Raw genomic sequence first — 16,624 nt, forward strand, 5'->3', positions numbered from 1 at the left:
AGCTACAAGCTGCTCTTCCCCGCTATTGAACCGGAGAACACCCATGCTCAAACGCCCCCTGGCGCTCGCCGCCGGCCTCGTGCTGTCTTGCTGTGCCGTTGTCGTCCAGGCTGCTGAAACCCTGCGGGTCAGCGCCATCCCCGACGAAGCACCAACCGAACTGCAGCGCAAGTTCAAGCCGTTGGGCGAGTACCTGGCCAAGCAACTGGGCATGGACGTGAAGTTCGTACCAGTGGCCGATTACCCGGCGGTGGTCGAGTCGCTGGCTTCCGACCGCCTGGACCTGGCCTGGCTGGGCGGCTTCACCTTTGTCCAGGTGCACCTGAAAGACCCGACCGCCACGCCGCTGGTGCAGCGTGAGCAGGACGCGCAGTTCACGTCCAAGTTCATCACCGCCAACCCCGACGTGAAAAGCCTGAGCGACCTCAAGGGCAAGTCGTTTGCCTTCGGTTCCATCTCGTCCACCTCGGGCAGCCTGATGCCGCGCTACTTCATGCTCAAGCAGGACAACATCAAGCCTGAAGAATACTTCAGCCGCGTGGCCTATTCCGGCGCGCATGACGCCACCGTGGCCTGGGTACAGGCAGGCAAGGTCGATGGCGGCGTGCTGAATGCCAGCGTGTGGCAGAAGCTGGTGGATGCCGGCAAGGTCGATACCAGCAAGGTGAAAGTGTTCGCCACTACGCCGACCTATTTCGACTACAACTGGACCGTGCGCGGCAACATGGACCCGGCCTTGAAAGCCAAGATCAAGAAAGCCTTCCTCGACCTCGACCCGGCCAACCCGGAGCACAAGGCGATCCTCGACCTGCAGGCTGCCAGCCGCTTTATCGAAACCAAGCCTGAGAACTATGTGGGCACCGAGCAGGCCGCACGCGAGGCCGGCTTGCTCAAGTGACCGCTCAGAACGTGGCAATCCAGTTGCACGGTGCCGGCCTGCGCCATGGCCAGGTATGCGCACTCAATGCGGTCACCTTGCGCGTTGAGCAGGGTGAGCGCGTCGCTATCATCGGGCCATCGGGTGCGGGCAAGTCCAGCTTGTTGCACCTGATGGCTACGGCCGTCCAACCCAGCAGCGGGCGCCTGGAATTACTCGGTGAACAGCCCTGGGCGTTGTCTGCCCGGGCGCGCCAACGCCTGCGTGCGCGGGTTGGCCTGGTGCATCAGGCGCCGCCCTTGCCGCCGCGCCAACGGGTGGTTACGGCGGTGCTGGCCGGGCGCCTGGGGCAGTGGGGCCTGCTGCGTGGCTTGCTCAACCTGCTGTACCCGAGCGATGTAGCCGGCGCGCGCCACGTGTTGGCCGAGCTGGGCCTGGCCGACAAGCTGTTCGTGCAGTGCGGGCAGTTGTCTGGTGGCCAGTTGCAGCGGGTGGGCATTGCCCGGGCGTTGTACCAGCGGCCGCAGTTGTTGCTGACCGATGAGCCGGTGTCGGCCATGGACCCGGTGCTGGCCGACCACAGCCTGGCCTTGCTCAACCGCCATGCCCAGGCCAACGGCGTGACACTGGTGGCCAGCTTGCATGCGGTGGAGCTGGCGCTGGCGCACTTCCCGCGGGTGGTCGGTATTCGCGAAGGGCAGGTGGCGTTCGACTGCCCGGCCACAGCGGTTACCAAGCAGATGCTGGATGCGCTATATGCCAACGAACAACTGGCTTCGCCGCCAACCCAGGGGCCGACCCTGACTGTGCAGATTCCGCGATGCTGAAGGCCAGTGCCCGCGACCCGGCTTTACTGCCGCGGTTGCTGCTGACCGTGCTGGCTGTGGCAGTGCTATGGCCGGGTATCCAGCTGAGCGAGCTGAACCCCGCAGTGCTGCTGCAGGCGGAGAACCGGCAGCAGATCGCCAGTTTCACCAGCGCTTTCTGGCCCCCGGCCCATGATGCCGGTTTCCTTGCGCTGCTGTACGAAGCCACCTTGCAGACCCTGGCCGTGGCGACTGCTGGCATGGCGCTGGCGTTGTTGCTGGCAATCCCTGCCGGCCTGCTGGCTAGCCGTGCGTTGTCCTTGCGTGCTGCTTCACGGGGCGGACGGGCCGGGTTGTGGTCACGCGTATTACGCCTGCCGGTGCGCGGGCTGCTGATTTTCCTGCGTAGCGTGCCAGAGATTGTCTGGGCGTTGCTGTTCGTGCGTGCCGTGGGGTTGGGACCGACGGCGGGCGTACTGGCCATCGCCATCACCTACAGCGGCATGCTCGGCAAGGTTTACGCAGAAATATTCGAATCGGTCGACCAGCGCCCGGCGCATGCGTTGTTGCAGGCGGGCAGTGGTAGGTTGGTGGCGTTTCTCTACGGCATCCTGCCCAATGCCGCCTCCGAGGTGGTGTCGTACACCGTGTACCGTTGGGAATGCGCGGTGCGGGCTTCGGTGGTGATGGGGTTTGTCGGCGCGGGCGGCCTGGGCCAGCAAATCGACCTGTCGATGCGCATGTTTGCGGGTGCTGAAGTGGCGAGCATGTTGCTGACCTTCCTGTTGCTGGTGATCCTGGCCGACCTGCTCAGCCGCCTGCTGCGCTGGAGGCTGGCATGAACCGGGCGATCAACCTGTTGCTGCTGGGTGCCATCGTGGCGGCGGTGGTGGCGTCGTTCGGCTACCTGGAGCTGGATCTGCACGCGCTGGTCGGTAACGGTGGGCTGGGGCAGATGGGCGAGTATGCTGGGCGCTTCCTGCACCCGGACTTGTCTGCCGGGCACTTGAAGGCGGTGTGGCGTGGGGCGCTGGAAACCCTGGCCATGTCCGGGCTGGGCACTTTGTTGGCGATGGTGCTGGGGATGTTGCTGGCACTGCCGGCGGCGGGCCGCTTCGGTTGGCCGTTGCAGGGGGCTGCGCGTTTGCTGCTGAATGCCTTGCGGGCAATTCCCGAGCTGGTGTGGGCCGCGCTGACCGTGCTGGCGGCCGGGCTTGGGCCGAATGCCGGTACCCTGGCGTTGGCGTTGCACACTGCTGGCGTGCTGGGGCGGCTGTTCGCCGAGGCGCTGGAGAATGCGCCGCCGGAGCCTGCTGCGGCAATTCGCTTGCAGGGTGGTAGCCAGGTGGCGGCGTTCTGCTTTGGTACCTTGCCCAACCTGTGGCCGCAGTTGCTGGCCTACAGCTTGTACCGCTGGGAGAACAACATCCGCATGGCCAGCGTGCTGGGGTTTGTCGGGGCGGGCGGGTTGGGGCAGATGCTGTACACCACCTTGAGCCTGTTCCAGGAGGCCCAGGCCAGCACGGTGATCATCGGCATGCTGGTGCTGGTGTTGCTGGTGGATGTGTTGAGTGATGTGTTGCGCCAGCGTTATGTGCGGGCCTGACCGATAGCCGGGGCCGCTTTGCGGCCCATCGCGACGCAAGGCCGCTCCTACAAGAGATCGCGATCCTCTGTAGGAGCGGCCTTGTGTCGCGATGGGCTGCAAAGCAGCCCCAAAATCCATCAGGCACCCACAACCTCGGCACACTGCGCCTCCCGCTGCATCGACTCCAGGTTCCGCTCGATAGTCTCGCAAATGGTATCCATCTGGATCTGATGCTCACTGAACCGGAACGGGCTCTGCAAGTCCGTGCCGATCCGCTCGATGGCCAGCAACATGAACCCCACCACCGTCGAAGCCAGCGGCGTGAACCAGCCCAGCGACTCCACCAGCCCCACCGGCACGATCAAACAGAACAAGGTAATGAACAGCCGCGGGAAATACACATAGGGGTAGGGCAGCGGTGTATTGGCAATCCGTTCCATGCCGCCCTGGGCATTGGACAGGTCCACCAGCGTCGACTCCAGCCGCGCCAGGCGAATACTGTCCAGCCGCCCGGCCTGGTATTCCCGCGCCAACAGAGCCGCCGAGCCGCCGAGAATGTCATTGGCGAAGTTGTTCGAGCGGTTGCGCCGCTCGAACTCCGCAGGCGGGATAAAGGCCATCAGCTCGTCCGGGCAGGGTTCACCCTTCAGGTGCGCCGCCAGGCAGTACACATAGGCGATATGCCGGCGCAGCAACGTGGCCTTGACCGGGTTCAGGCCTTCGTCCGTGTCATCGATCAGGGTCAGCGTCTGCCGCGCAAAGCTGCGCGAGCCGTTCACCAGCGCCCCCCACAACGTGCGCGCCTCCCACCAGCGGTTGTAGGCGCTGCTGTTGCGGAAACTCACCAGCACCACAAGTGCCGAACCCAGCAGGGTCAACGGGATCAGTGGCAAGGTGAACTTGCTGTTGAAAAACAGCATGAAGTCGATGGTGACCAGCACATCCCAGATCAGCAGCCAGAACAGCGACCAGCCGATGTAGCCGATGGTCTTCACCACCAGGCGGTACTTGCGGGCGATGACGTCTTTCACACGGGGTACCTCGAAACGCGGGGGATGCAGGATCGGACGTTGAGGGGCGTCGAAGGTTCGGGTGCCGAATGTTGCAAGGGATTTATGAGTTGATGTGAAGAGAAAAGTCTGACCTTGTTATGAGAAGTGCCTGAATTCCCATCACGCATGAGGAGCGACAGAGTTGAGCACTCCAATACTTGAAAGGCTGTATCCGTGCGGATACAATTGGGTGAGCGCTTGGTGTTTCTCGTAGAACAGACGGAAAGTTTTTGCAGCTTGGCTGTCCAACTTGAGAGATTTAAGGGCTCAGGTTGCGATCGGTCGCAGGCTAGAGCGAGCGGCGATGGGCAATCTGGGTGACTGCAAATGGCTTGGGGGCGGCATTGGTGAGCTTCGAGTCGATGTGGCAGCCGGGTATCGCGTCTATTTCACGCAAAAGGGGAATAGGCTGGTTCTGTTACTGGTTGGGGGCGACAAGTCCACACAAGCTGCCGATATTCTCAAGGCCAGAAATCTGCTGAAGGAGATGAAATGAGCGAAAAACTGATTCCGTTTGATATGGCAGCGCTGTTGAACAGTGATGAGGCGATCAGTGAGTACCTTAGCCAGGTGCTGTCAGATGGTGATACCGAGGAAGTCATTCGAGCAGTGGGGCATATCGCGCGGGCACGAGGGATGACCCAGATCGCTGCCGAAAGCGGCTTGGGCAGAGAAAGCCTCTACAAGGCACTGAGTCCTGGCGCGAAGCCCCGGTTTGACACTGTTTTGAAGGTCATCCGAGCCTTGGGTGTCGACCTTCTCGTTCAGCCTCATGCCGTGCCCCGTTAGCTGAGCACCTGCTTCATCTGCACCAAGGCCACCCGTGTGCCATCCCACGCCTGGCGTTCCTCGATGCCGAATGGCACGAAGCCCAGCTGTGGATAAAGCAGCAAGCCGGCGGTGTTGTGATTGAAGCATGACACCCACACCTCCCGGGCCGCGTATTGCTGGCGGGCGAGGTCGATCATGGCGGTGACCAGGTAGCGCGCTACGCCATGGCCGCGGGCGGCTGGGGCCACGACTACATTGCCGAGGGCGCACACGCCGCCGTGTTCGGCCTTGTAGAAGTTGGCGAAGGCCAGGATCGTGCCGTTGCTTTCCACTACCGTGGAGCCGCTGCGTTGGGCGATGGCGTCGCTCAGTTGGGCCGGGGTGAGGGGGTAGGTGGCTTTGGGGAACATGTAGAACAGCTCGTCCGGGCCCTGCGGGAAGCTGCAGATGGCTGGGATGTCGTCGGGCTGGATCGGGCGGTGGGTCAGGTACATGGCAGGTCCTTCTTGCGCTGGCTTTCAGGGCCTATTCGCGGGCACGCCCGCTCCCACAGGGTCAGCACAAAACCTGTGGGAGCGGGCGTGCCCGCGAAAGGGCCATCAGCCTCACATCATAAGCGGCTTTGCATCCACAAATCCGAGCGGCCACTCAACTCAAGGCTTGGCCACCACCGCCACATAGCCTTTCACCGCAGCCGGCGCCTGCGGCTTGGCCTTGTGCGCCAGCAGGTACTGGTAGCGCCGCCATTCCTTGTCGATCTCGTTGAACGCCATGAACACGCTGATGCGTTCCTTGCCAACCAGGTCCGGGCGCTTGCCGGCGTCGATCTCGCGGGTGGGGATGATGGCGACGTTGATGCCCACCACCTTGCCGTCATCGGCAAACACCGGCCCGCCCGACATCCCTTTGGTGATCGGGCCGTCGTGCACCGAGTAAAAGACGCTACCGGGCGTACCTTCAAGGCGTACCAGCGAGGACAGGGCATGGCCTTTGCCTTGCATCGGCATCATGAAGCTGTTGAAACCCACCGCCGTCACGGCTTCCCCCGGCACGTACTGGCGCCAGAGCGGCACGTTGCTGGCCTTGTGCTTGAAGAACACCACGTCACCGAGGCCTTCGTGGACCACGTTGCGCAGAAAGGGGGTGTGTTTGGCGGTTACTGCGTAATCCTCGTTCCACTGGATGGCGCTGGCCATCAGCAACAGGGGCAGCGGGGCACCGGAGGTAACCACGAAAGCCTGGCTGTAAACGGGATCTGAAACGTACGACGTTGGCACTCCATTGCACCCACTGAGCAGCATCATTGCCACCATGCAGGGCGCGGTTGTTTTCATGTGTCACACAGGGCGTGGTGGGATGGGAGCGCAACTATGGCCAAGTGCTATTACGCTGACAATACTTTCGGCATATATCCGACGAATGACAGCTTAAGTGTTAGTCAAGAACGCAGCAAATAGAATGCAGACATGGCTGCAGGCCCTGTAGTCATTGGGGTGGCGTCAATTTGGCAGAGAAATGTTTTGGAGCTGTATCTGGCGAGAATGAGCTGTATTGAGCTGTATTGAGCTATGTTGAGCTGTGTCCGGAGACCTCATGACTTTGCCAAACAAGATCTTGCTTGCCTTGAAGGATGACCAGAACCTGAGCTCACGAGAGCTTGCCGAGCGCCTGGGCATTATCGGTTGAGCATGAAGCAGGTCAAAGATTGGGTTGACGCGGGTAGACCGTGTTGACATGTCATCTTGCTTAGTTGGGCCTGTCTGTATTTTTTCGGCGGTTTACCTTGAAAGGAATCATGACCTTGTTGAAGCTGAACCCATTGCTGCCCGAGCTGATTGTTTCCGATCTGCCTCACAGCCTGGCATTTTACTGCGGCGTACTTGGCTTCAAGATTGAGTACGACCGGCCAGAAGAACATTTCGCCTTTCTGTCTTTCGGTGGCAGCCAGCTGATGCTGGAGGAAGACTGGCAGAGTGAGTCACCTTGGCGGGTTGGCCCATTGGAGGTGCCCTACGGCCGGGGGATCAACCTATCGATTGAATGCACTGATGCATGGGCACTGGTGGCGGCGCTTGAGGGTGCGGGGCATGCCATCAGGAAGCCGATTGAGGAGCGCTGGTACCGCAATGGGGATATGCTGGTTGGCCAGCGCAATTTCCTTGTGCAGGACCCGGACGGATACCTGCTGCGGTTTGCTGAAGACCTCGGCATGAAAAGCGCCTGAGCGCAGAGCAATCGCGGGAATAATTGATCTGATAATCGTTATCATCTAAGGTGCCATCCTCGCCCGGAGGGATGCCCGTGATTAACGACGATCTGAGTCAGGTCTATGCCGAGCACAATGGATGGCTCAAGCAGTGGCTGTACCGCCGGCTGGGCTGCTCGGCGCAAGCTGCTGACCTGGCACAGGACACCTTCCTGCGCCTACTCCAGGCCCAGCAGAAGGCCGGCGCCAGCCTCAGCCTGCAACGCCCCCGGGCCTACCTGGCAACGGTCAGCCGGCGCCTGGTCTACGACCATTTCCGCCGCCAGTCGCTGGAGCGCGCCTACCTGGAAATGCTCGCGCAACTGCCCGAGCTGTTCGCGTTGTCTGCCGAAGAACAGTGCTCCATGCGCGAAACCCTGCAACAGTTGGACGCACTGCTTGACACCTTCAAACCGGTGGTGCGTTCGGTGTTCCTGCTGGTGCAGCTGGAGGGCCTGACCTACATCGAGGTGGCGCGCCGCCTGGGCATTGGCGAGCGTACGGTCAAGCGGCACATGGCCAACGCACTGGAAGCCTGCATCCTGTTCGACGAAGACGTCTGATGGCCAGCCCGCAACCGCGTATATCCCCGGAAGTGGCTCGGCAAGCCGCCAACTGGCACATGCTGATGCTCGACGCAGCTGTCAGCCCGGCCCAGCGTGATGCCTGCAGCCGCTGGCGTGCCGCCGCACCCGAGCATGAACGGGCCTGGCAGAAAGCGTTGCGCGTGCAAGCGCAGCTGGGCCTGCTGCCGCAGCAACTGGCCATGGGCACCTTGAACCGCGAGCGCCGCCAAGTGATGAAGCAGATGCTGGCGCTGGCCATCGTCGCGCCGCTTGGCTATGTGGGATATCGCCAAATCGTGCCTCAGTACGCCTACGCCACCGGCGTTGGCCAGCACAAACAACTGACGCTGGCCGATGGCACGTTGCTGGACCTGAATACCGATACCGCAGTGGATGTGGATTTCGATGCCCGGCAACGCCTGATCAGCCTGCGTCGTGGCGAAATCCTGATCGAAAGTGGGCCTGACAGCAGCAGCCCCCGGCATCGACCGCTAAGGGTTGCCAGCAAGCAGGGGCAGATGGAGGCCTTGGGCACTCGCTTTCTGGTCCGCCAGCGCGAGGGCGCGACCCAGCTAGCCGTATTTGAGGGCGCGGTGCTGGTTACGCCAAGCCATGGGCCACGGCAAACGCTTGCCGCCGGCCAGCAAGTCACTTTCGATGGCAGGGGAGAGGGCGCCGTGGCCCCGGCGCGTGAGCAGGACAGCCAGTGGACCCGCGGTCAGCTGGTGGCCGACGAAATGCCATTGGGCGAGTTTCTTGGCGAACTGGGGCGCTATCGACCGGGCTGGCTGCGCTGCCAGCCTGAGGTGGGGCAACTGCTGATCAGTGGCGCCTTCCAGCTGGAAAATACCGACGCCATCCTCGCTGCGCTGCCCGCCACATTGCCGGTGCAAGTGGATTACCTCACACGCTACTGGGTCACGGTCAACAAACGTTAATGAGAATTGGCCCGTTTTCAGAACTCATCAGTCCTTACCTGTGGAACTGCCACACATAAAGGGACAATTTCTCAATGATTCGCTCTTCTTCACTGGTCGCCACGACCGATTTCCGTATGGGTAAGGCTCGCGTACCGGGTTATCGACGTGTGCTCGCCCTGAGTGCACTGGCCATCGCGTTGCAAGGTGCCGGCGTGCATGCCCTGGCCGCGCCGGTGCAGGCGCCGCAAGCCTATAGCGTCGCGTCCGGCAGCCTGGCCCAGGTACTGGCTCGCTTTGCCAGTGAGGGAGGGTTTACCCTGCAATACAACTCGGAGCTCACCCGTGGCATGACCAGCCCGGGGTTGCAGGGGCAGTACGCTATCGACGAAGGTTTCCAGCAATTGCTGGCAGGTACCGGCCTGCAAGCGGTGCGCCGCGGCAACAACGTCTACGGCCTGCAACCTCTACCGCTGAGCGCCGCTTCCGGTGGCGAGGCCCTGAACCTTGAGCCGTTGAACATCAACGGTGTCCAGGACACTGCAACCACCGAAGGCTCGGGCAGCTACACCGCCAATGCCGTCACCATCGGCAAGGGCACCCACCGCCTCAAGGACATCCCGCAATCGGTCAGCGTGGTCACGCGCAAGGCCATGGACGACCAGCGCCTCGACACCCTGGATGAAGTGCTGGAAAAGACCACCGGCATCACCACCCTGCAAAGCCCGTCCGGCGGCAAGTACATCTACTCGCGTGGCTTCGAGGTGGAGACCATCCAGTACGACGGCGTACCGCTCGACCGCCGCTACTACGCCATCGGCAGCAGCTTCACCTCCGACACCCTGTTGTACGACCGGGTCGAGATTCTGCGCGGCGCCAATGGCCTGTTGCAGGGCAGCGGCAACCCAGGCGCGGCGATCAACCTGGTGCGCAAGCGGCCCAAAGCCGAGCCATCGCTGTCGGTAACGGCCAGCGCCGGCTCCTGGGATACCTACCGCCAAACCATCGATGGCAGTGCCCCGCTCAATGCCGATGGCTCGCTGCGAGGCCGCCTGGTCGCCGGCCATGAAGACCAGAACTACTTCTACGATACTGCCGAGAGCCGCAAGAACGTGCTGTACGGCATTCTCGAATATGACCTTGGCGACGCCACCACGGTAGCGGCCGGCGCCAGCGTGGAAGACCTGCACGCCACGCCGTTCTTCAGCGGCCTGCCCCGCAACAAGGACGGCAGCGGCGTCAACGCCGGCCGCTCGACCTTTACCGGTGCCGACTGGAACAAGTGGGACAACAAGCAAACCACCTACTTTGCCGACGTCACCCACGACTTCAACGAAGACTGGCGCCTGAAAGCCTCCGGCAGCTACATGCGCGAAACCAACTACATTCTCTACAGCTTTGGCCGTGGCGCGGTAGACCCGGCCACTGGCGACGGCATGCGCTCGCGTGCCTACCTGTACGACTTCGAGAACATCAACAAGGGCGGGGACATCAACCTGACCGGCAAGTGGCGCGCGTTTGGCCGCGAGCACGAAGTGGTCGTGGGGGCTAATGCCAGCGACCTGCAGACCGACGACCTGCAAGGCGGGTTCATCAACCTGGGCCCGATCAATATCTATGACCCGGTTTCGCCACAGCGCCCGACCATGGATCAGTTGCTGGGCGCAGAAGGCACCAACACCTACCCGGGTACCTCCAAGGCCAAGATTCGCCAGAGCGGCATCTATGCGGTGACCCGCTACAAGCTCAGCGACCCCTTGACCCTGGTGCTGGGTGGGCGCAGCAGCAGCTACAGCTACGACTATGAACTGCACCGTTTCAACGGCACATCGCCAACCCCGGCCCACTCCCGCGAGTCCGGCGAGTTCACGCCGTATGGAGGCTTGATCTACGCGCTGAACGATCAGTGGTCGGCCTATGTGAGCTACGCCGACATCTTCAAACCGCAGACCGAACTGAGTGTGGATAATGCGCCGCTGAAGCCCATTGTCGGTTCCAACTATGAGATGGGCCTGAAAGGCGAGCTGTTCGACGGCCGGGTCAATACCAGCTTCGCGCTGTTCCAGGTCGACCAGGAAAACCGCGCCCAAGCCACCCTGTGCGGGGATAACGGTGGCGAGAACTGCTACGTGCCGGGCGGCAAAGTCCGTACCCAAGGCTTCGACGCCGAGATCAGCGGTGAAGTGCTGGACCGCATGCAACTGTTTGCCGGCTACACCTATACCCACACCGAGTACCGCAACGACCCGGCGGATGGAGAGTCGGAAGCTGGCGGTACCTTCAACACCTACACGCCACGTCACCTGCTGCGTTTCTGGGCTGATTACAACCTGCCGGGTGAGCTGGACCCGTGGACTGTGGGCGGGGGTGCCAACATCCAGAGCCGCAACTATCACGGCAACTTCGGTGGGACCGATGGGGTAGGGAAGATCGAGCAGGGCGGGTATGCGGTCTGGAATGCGCGTGTGGCTTACCAGATCAACAAGCACTTCAGCGTTTCGTTGAACGGCAACAACCTGTTCGACAAGAAGTACTACTCCAGTATTGGCTGGCTGTATGCGGCAAACTACTACGGTGATCCGCGCAACTACAGCGTGACCCTGCGGGCCGATTTCTAACGGCTGACCGGGTTCCGTGTAGGAGCGGGTTCACCCGCGAAGCAGACGCCGCGGAGCATGGCACCGGCTTTGCCGGTGTTCGCGGCTAAAGCCGCTCCTACGGGCCAGCGCGGTCTGTGTAGGGTAAGCGTCCGCCCAACTCACCTTGCGTGAGCTGGGCCGGAGTCCACTGACGGGGTAGCAGCCCCTCCTTAGTGGCCTCTTTGTCAGCACCGGTACCCTAGCGAGACTGCGCTGCTTGTTGACGGGAATACGTTGCAGCACACTAAGCGTCCATCGTAAGGAGACGACCCCACATGAAGGACACGCCTAGCATCCCCCTGATTATCCTCGATGTTCAGGATGCTATCGATCAGCCTGTTTGGAATGGTAAAAGCCACCCTGGCTATTTGTCCGTAATCCAGCGCCTTCTGCGGCACTGGCGATCAAATGGCTGGCCTGTCCTTCATGTGAAGCATGATGAAGAGAATCCCACCTCCAGCTATCACGTTCATGGCCCCTGGAATGGGATCAAGAAAGAAGTGGCTCCGGTAGAGGGCGAGATTGTCATCATCAAGCGTGAGAACTGCGCATTCATAGGAACCCAATTGGATGCCATTCTCAAAAGCATGCAAGTAAAACGCATTGTTTTGACCGGAGTTGTGGTTCATAACAGCATGGATGCCACTATCCGAGCCGGGAAAGCGCTTGGGTACGAAATTATTCTTCCTGCGGATGCCACGACTGCTGTACCCGTAATCGGGCCGCAAGGAACGTGTTGGGACGCCTCAACCGTCTATGAACTGACCTTGGCCATACTGGGCACCGAATATGCCCAAGTCATGTCATCAGATGATGTGGTCGCACAGCTCTGCCTATGAAACGGCGGCAGGCTCCCACTGATGCGGTAGCAAGTGCCCGATTTCACTGGCCCGCTGGGTCGGCAGCCGCATCAGAACGTCTTTGAGATAGGCGTACGGATCGTGCCCATTCATGCGCGCTGACTGGATCAGGCTCATGATTGCAGCCGCCCGCTTACCGCTGCGCAGCGACCCGGCAAACAACCAGTTCGAGCGGCCCAGCGCCCAAGGCCGGATCTGGTTCTCCACCTGGTTGTTGTCGATGGGCACAGCCCCATCGTCCAGGTAGCGCGTCAGCGCTACCCAGCGTTTCAGGCTGTAACCGAGGGCTTTGGCCGTGGCCGATCCGTTGGGTACCAGATCGCGCTGGGCCAGCATCCACTCATGCAGTGTTTTGCTGATCGGTACCGCCAACTCCTGACGTATTCGCCACCGATCTTCATCACTCATGTCCCGCGCTTGGCGCTCGACCTCGTACAAGCCGCTGATCGAGTGCAGTGCTTGTTCGGCCAGCTGACTTTTGTTCGTCGTGTGCAGATCGAAAAACTTGCGACGGGCATGAGCCATGCAGCCGATTTCAGTGATGCCTTGTTCAAAACCAGCTTTGTAGCCAGCGAAATCATCGCAAACCAGCTTGCCGTTCCAGTCGCCCAGGAAGTTACGTGCATGTTCGCCGGCACGGCTTGGGCTGAAGTCGTAAACCACCGCATTAAGCGCCGAAAACGGCGTCGTGCTGTAGGCCCAGACATAGGCCCGGTGGGTTTTCTTCTCGCCCGGCGCAAGCATTTGCACCGGTGTTTCATCGGCGTGGATTACGCCCTTGCTCAGCACCGCTTCACGCAGTGCATCGACCAGTGGCTGGAGTCGCACGCCAGTTTGCCCAACCCACTGGGCCAAGGTCGAGCGAGCGATGGCCAGCCCGGCGCGACCAAAGATTTTCTCCTGCCGGTACAGCGGCAAGTGATCGGCAAACTTGGCCACCATCACGTGGGCCAGCAGGCCTGCGGTCGGGATACCTTTGTCGATCACCTGCGCCGGCAGCGGCGCCTGGATTAGTGTTTCGCACTGACGGCAGGCCCACTTGCCACGCACGTGTTGCTCGACGGTAAATACACCCGGTGTGTAATCCAGCTTCTCACTGACGTCTTCGCCGATGCGTTGAAGTTGGCAGCCACAGGCGCACAGGGTGTTTTCGGGTTCGTGACGAATCACCGCGCGTGGAAACTGCGGCGGCAATGGCGCACGTTTCGGAGATTGCCGTGGTTCAGACTGTGGCGCAGCTGGAAGGAGTTGCTTTAGCTCGGCCTCGATAGCCTCAAGGTCTGTGTCGAGCAGGTCATCCAGCAAGCTGCTTTGCGCCGGGCTGATTTGCTCGCTGCGCTTGGCAAACTTGTGCCGTTTGAGCAGGGCAATTTCGTAAGTGAGCTGCTCAATGACGGTTTGATCGTTCTGGATCTTCTTGCTCATCGCCTCGACTTGGGACTGCAACTGCAACGCCTGTGCCGCCAAGGTACGAAGCTGTTCCGGGGTCATCTGGTCGAGGTTGGGCGAGGAAGTCATGCCGCCGATTGTGCCTGAGCAGGCACGTGACGACGACACGTAGACCGGCCAAATGCACGGCGGTTACAGCATGCTGATCACACTGCCTGCACCAACGCGTTGCCACGGCAGGCCCAGCACCAAGGCCTGGAGTTGTTCGCTGTCGAGTTCAACCTCACTGCCATGGCGAATGCCGGGCCAGTGAAACTTGCCTTGATTCAGTCGTCGCGCTGCAAGCCAGACTCCCACGCCGTCGTGCACCAGGACTTTCATTCGGTTAGCCCGGCGATTGGCGAACAGGTAAGCGCAGTGCGGCTTCGCCGCACCAAACACCGCGATCACACGGGCTAATGCGGTTTCGGTACCGGCGCGCATGTCCATCGGCTCGGTGGCCAGCCAAATCGCATCGATGCGGATCATTGAGCGACAGCCCGGATAAATTGCGCACAGCCCTCGGGATCTGAGATTGGCCATTTCACTGTGATCACTTGGCCGGCCATGGGCAACTCGATGATCACTGACGCCTCGGCCGGCCGTTTAGGGGCGGCTTTTAGTGGGACGAATGCCGGTAGTGAAGCCGCTGCGGGCTGATCTCGATAGAGCGGCATCCATTTGCGGATGACGTTGGCATTGATGCCGTGGCTGATGGCAACACTGGAAATGGGTGCGCCAGGTTGCAGGCATTCCTGAACGACCTGGGCTTTGAACGGTTTCGGATAAGAGATTCGTTGGCGCATGGAAATCCTAGCGATAAGGGCGATCACGTCCGCTTAAAAATACGCGGACACCATCGCCCTTAATGCTGGAGTTCGGAAGGTGAGTTCGCCGGACGCTTAGAGCGCCAGTTAAAGCTGGCGGAGGATAGTCGATGAAAGTTCGATACTGGTAAGAAATGGCGAATCAACCAGACCCCGAGTCATGCATGTTGCACCGTGAGGTGCAGGGTGAAGCGTTGACAGGGGAAACCGATGGGCCAGCCATTGAGCCGCGTAATCAGGAATTCGGGATGCCGATGCTGTTAAGCGAAGCAGAAGGCAATACGGAGCATGGCGTTATACGCCAGTCATGCTCTGATCCCGCGCGGTCGGAGACCCTGTGCACGTCGGGAAGTCCTTCGTACGGAAACTGGGAGATCTCAGCGGCGCCCGGTGCGCAAGCATCGGGCGGAGCAGGAAAGGCCAAAAGCTGTAACCCTGCTGCCTACGCTGCCGAGAAGTCGGATACGTCCGTAGTACCTGAGAAGCCTTCGAACAAAGGGCCTGGCCCTGCGGAGATAGTGGAGGAAAGGGACGTAGCCAAGGGAAACACCAACAAGCCTCCCGCGCCCCGGACACTGAGCCGGATCAGTCGCGCGTCGATGGGACTTGAAGGTGTACGTGAAGCAGCCAGAAGAAACAAGGGCATGCAGTTCACGGCTTTGCTGCACCACATCACACCGCAGTTACTGGCGCAGAGTTTCTATGCTCTGCGCCGGGATGCAGCAGTAGGCGTGGACGGCATGTCGTGGCGGGAATACGAGGAAGGTCTTCTCCAGCGGGTAACTGATCTGCACGCAAGGCTCCACGGTGGAGCCTATCGGGCAACGCCATCGCGGCGGGTCTACATTCCCAAAGCCGACGGCAGGCAGCGTCCGCTGGGCATTGCCTCTCTGGAGGACAAGATCGTACAGCAGGCAGTCGTTACCGTTCTGAATGCGATTTATGAAGAGGACTTTCTGGGTTTCTCGTATGGGTTTCGGCCGGGACGTAGCCAGCACGATGCGCTGGATGCGCTGACGGTCGCGCTCAAGGGTCAGAAGGTGAACTGGATATTGGATGCGGATATCACGTCGTTCTTCGATGAGATCGACCATGAATGGATGCTGATGTTTCTGGGACACCGGATTGCAGACCGGCGCCTGCTCGGGCTTATCTGCAAATGGCTTCAGGCGGGTGTTATGGAAGATGGCCGTAGGGTTGCTGCAACCAAGGGGACGCCTCAAGGCGCAGTGATATCGCCATTGCTGGCGAATATCTATCTTCACTACGTGCTGGATCTGTGGGCAGGGCAGTGGCGCCAGCGGCATGCCCGTGGCGATGTAATTATTGTGCGTTATGCGGACGACAGCGTGGTGGGTTTCAGGACGAAAGTGCAGGCTCAGCAGTTTCTGGTGCAGTTGCAGGAACGGTTGGCCAGGTTCGGTTTATCCCTGAACGCCTCGAAGACACGGCTAATTGAGTTCGGTCGTTTTGCTGCGAGAAATCGCAGGAAGCGAGGGTTAGGTAAACCGGAGACGTTTGACTTCCTGGGCTTCACGCACTGTTGTAGTACCAACAGAAGCGGTGGGTTTCAAATACTGCGACTGACGGTCAAGAAGCGAATGCGTGCGATGCTGCTGGCCATGCGGGATGAGCTGAAACACCGACGTCATGAACCCATCTGGGTTCAAGGGCAATGGCTCACACGGGTGGTGAGCGGTTACTTCAATTACCACGCGGTGCCGGGAAACCTGACACGTCTGGGTGGTTTTCGTTCGGCGGTCTGCCGTTTATGGCGGCAAGCCCTCAAACGTCGTAGCCAGCGTAATCGACTTCAATGGTCACGCTATGGACGCCTTGCTGATCTCTACATACCTAGGCCCAGAAATGCACACCCTTACCCTGAGGATCGCTTCGCGTCACATACCCGAGGCAGGAGCCGTATGCGGTAGTCCCGCACGTACGGATCTGTGCGGGGGGCGGCAGGTAACTGCCGTCCCTACCGCGACCTGTGTAGGAGCGGGTTCACCCGCGAAGCAGGCGACGCGGTGGATGGCACCGGCTGCGCC

At 60.9% G+C, this 16,624-nt stretch carries 18 protein-coding genes and 1 pseudogene; 13 read left to right on the plus strand and 6 right to left on the minus strand.

The window, feature by feature from the left end; translation table 11 throughout:
• The first annotated feature begins 43 nt into the window (after positions 1 to 43).
• The 4 genes from ACIP02_RS08385 to phnE are packed head-to-tail and all read left to right on the plus strand — an operon-like array spanning position 44 to position 3,289.
• A complete protein-coding gene (locus tag ACIP02_RS08385; RefSeq protein ID WP_400615150.1) occupies positions 44 to 898 on the plus strand; it encodes a putative selenate ABC transporter substrate-binding protein in 855 nt (284 codons plus the stop codon).
• Entirely contained in the window at positions 895 to 1,704 is an 810-nt protein-coding gene (locus ACIP02_RS08390; RefSeq protein ID WP_400615152.1) for a phosphonate ABC transporter ATP-binding protein, read from the plus strand. The genes ACIP02_RS08385 and ACIP02_RS08390 overlap by 4 nt, the downstream gene beginning before the upstream one ends.
• On the plus strand, positions 1,698 to 2,525 hold the full coding sequence (locus ACIP02_RS08395) for a PhnE/PtxC family ABC transporter permease (protein WP_400615155.1): 828 nt from the start codon (positions 1,698 to 1,700) through the stop codon (positions 2,523 to 2,525). The genes ACIP02_RS08390 and ACIP02_RS08395 overlap by 7 nt, the downstream gene beginning before the upstream one ends.
• On the plus strand, positions 2,522 to 3,289 hold the full coding sequence (phnE, locus tag ACIP02_RS08400) for a phosphonate ABC transporter, permease protein PhnE (RefSeq protein ID WP_400615158.1): 768 nt from the start codon (positions 2,522 to 2,524) through the stop codon (positions 3,287 to 3,289). Before ACIP02_RS08395 ends, phnE begins: the two co-directional genes overlap by 4 nt.
• 119 nt (positions 3,290 to 3,408) lie before the next feature.
• Here the strand turns inward: phnE and ACIP02_RS08405 are convergent, their stop codons facing one another.
• Positions 3,409 to 4,302 (minus strand): bestrophin family protein, encoded by an 894-nt coding sequence (locus ACIP02_RS08405; protein WP_400615160.1) that lies wholly within the window; start codon positions 4,300 to 4,302, stop codon positions 3,409 to 3,411.
• A gap of 222 nt (positions 4,303 to 4,524) precedes the next feature.
• On the opposite strand from ACIP02_RS08405, the pseudogene ACIP02_RS08410 reads away from it, so the two are divergent.
• A pseudogene (locus tag ACIP02_RS08410) lies at positions 4,525 to 4,819 on the plus strand (type II toxin-antitoxin system RelE/ParE family toxin).
• Positions 4,816 to 5,112, plus strand: coding sequence for an addiction module antidote protein (locus tag ACIP02_RS08415; RefSeq protein ID WP_400615163.1), 297 nt, complete (start codon positions 4,816 to 4,818; stop codon positions 5,110 to 5,112). The pseudogene ACIP02_RS08410 and the gene ACIP02_RS08415 overlap by 4 nt, the downstream one beginning before the upstream one ends.
• Here ACIP02_RS08415 and ACIP02_RS08420 read toward each other — a convergent pair.
• Both ACIP02_RS08420 and ACIP02_RS08425 read right to left on the minus strand, forming a co-directional pair.
• A complete protein-coding gene (locus tag ACIP02_RS08420) occupies positions 5,109 to 5,588 on the minus strand; it encodes a GNAT family N-acetyltransferase (protein ID WP_400615166.1) in 480 nt (159 codons plus the stop codon). The genes ACIP02_RS08415 and ACIP02_RS08420 overlap by 4 nt on opposite strands.
• Before the next feature lie 159 nt (positions 5,589 to 5,747).
• Complete coding sequence (locus tag ACIP02_RS08425) at positions 5,748 to 6,395, minus strand: trypsin-like peptidase domain-containing protein (protein WP_400615726.1); 648 nt, start codon at positions 6,393 to 6,395, stop codon at positions 5,748 to 5,750.
• 292 nt (positions 6,396 to 6,687) lie between these two features.
• On the opposite strand from ACIP02_RS08425, the gene ACIP02_RS08430 reads away from it, so the two are divergent.
• The 6 genes from ACIP02_RS08430 to ACIP02_RS08455 all read left to right on the plus strand — a co-directional run bounded on the left by ACIP02_RS08430 (position 6,688) and on the right by ACIP02_RS08455 (position 12,300).
• The gene (locus ACIP02_RS08430) at positions 6,688 to 6,780 is read left to right on the plus strand and encodes a winged helix-turn-helix transcriptional regulator (protein WP_400615168.1); all 93 of its coding nucleotides are present in this window, start codon (positions 6,688 to 6,690) and stop codon (positions 6,778 to 6,780) included.
• Positions 6,781 to 6,895: 115 nt separating this feature from the next.
• A complete protein-coding gene (locus tag ACIP02_RS08435) occupies positions 6,896 to 7,318 on the plus strand; it encodes a bleomycin resistance protein (RefSeq protein ID WP_400615729.1) in 423 nt (140 codons plus the stop codon).
• A gap of 77 nt (positions 7,319 to 7,395) precedes the next feature.
• Positions 7,396 to 7,902: a sigma-70 family RNA polymerase sigma factor gene (locus ACIP02_RS08440; protein ID WP_400615170.1), complete on the plus strand. Its 507-nt coding sequence runs from the start codon at positions 7,396 to 7,398 to the stop codon at positions 7,900 to 7,902.
• Entirely contained in the window at positions 7,902 to 8,843 is a 942-nt protein-coding gene (locus ACIP02_RS08445) for a FecR domain-containing protein (protein ID WP_400615173.1), read from the plus strand. Before ACIP02_RS08440 ends, ACIP02_RS08445 begins: the two co-directional genes overlap by 1 nt.
• A gap of 74 nt (positions 8,844 to 8,917) precedes the next feature.
• Positions 8,918 to 11,440: a TonB-dependent siderophore receptor gene (locus ACIP02_RS08450; RefSeq protein WP_400615175.1), complete on the plus strand. Its 2,523-nt coding sequence runs from the start codon at positions 8,918 to 8,920 to the stop codon at positions 11,438 to 11,440.
• Between the two features lie 296 nt (positions 11,441 to 11,736).
• The gene (locus ACIP02_RS08455; protein ID WP_400615178.1) at positions 11,737 to 12,300 is read left to right on the plus strand and encodes an isochorismatase family protein; all 564 of its coding nucleotides are present in this window, start codon (positions 11,737 to 11,739) and stop codon (positions 12,298 to 12,300) included.
• Here ACIP02_RS08455 and tnpC read toward each other — a convergent pair.
• The 3 genes from tnpC to tnpA form a co-directional block, all read right to left on the minus strand.
• Entirely contained in the window at positions 12,295 to 13,839 is a 1,545-nt protein-coding gene (tnpC, locus tag ACIP02_RS08460; protein ID WP_400615181.1) for an IS66 family transposase, read from the minus strand. The genes ACIP02_RS08455 and tnpC overlap by 6 nt on opposite strands.
• Positions 13,840 to 13,902: 63 nt before the next feature.
• Positions 13,903 to 14,238 carry an IS66 family insertion sequence element accessory protein TnpB gene (gene tnpB / locus ACIP02_RS08465; protein WP_400615183.1) on the minus strand — a complete coding sequence of 112 codons (336 nt, stop codon included), beginning with the start codon at positions 14,236 to 14,238 and terminating at the stop codon, positions 13,903 to 13,905.
• Positions 14,235 to 14,555, minus strand: a complete 321-nt coding sequence (gene tnpA, locus ACIP02_RS08470) for an IS66-like element accessory protein TnpA (protein WP_400615186.1) — start codon at positions 14,553 to 14,555, stop codon at positions 14,235 to 14,237. Before tnpA ends, tnpB begins: the two co-directional genes overlap by 4 nt.
• Before the next feature lie 185 nt (positions 14,556 to 14,740).
• Between tnpA and ltrA the strand changes: the two genes are divergently transcribed.
• Positions 14,741 to 16,507: a group II intron reverse transcriptase/maturase gene (gene ltrA, locus ACIP02_RS08475; protein ID WP_400615189.1), complete on the plus strand. Its 1,767-nt coding sequence runs from the start codon at positions 14,741 to 14,743 to the stop codon at positions 16,505 to 16,507.
• Positions 16,508 to 16,624 lie beyond the last annotated feature (117 nt).

This window comes from Pseudomonas sp. NPDC089408, from assembly GCF_044749445.1.
GTDB lineage: Bacteria > Pseudomonadota > Gammaproteobacteria > Pseudomonadales > Pseudomonadaceae > Aquipseudomonas.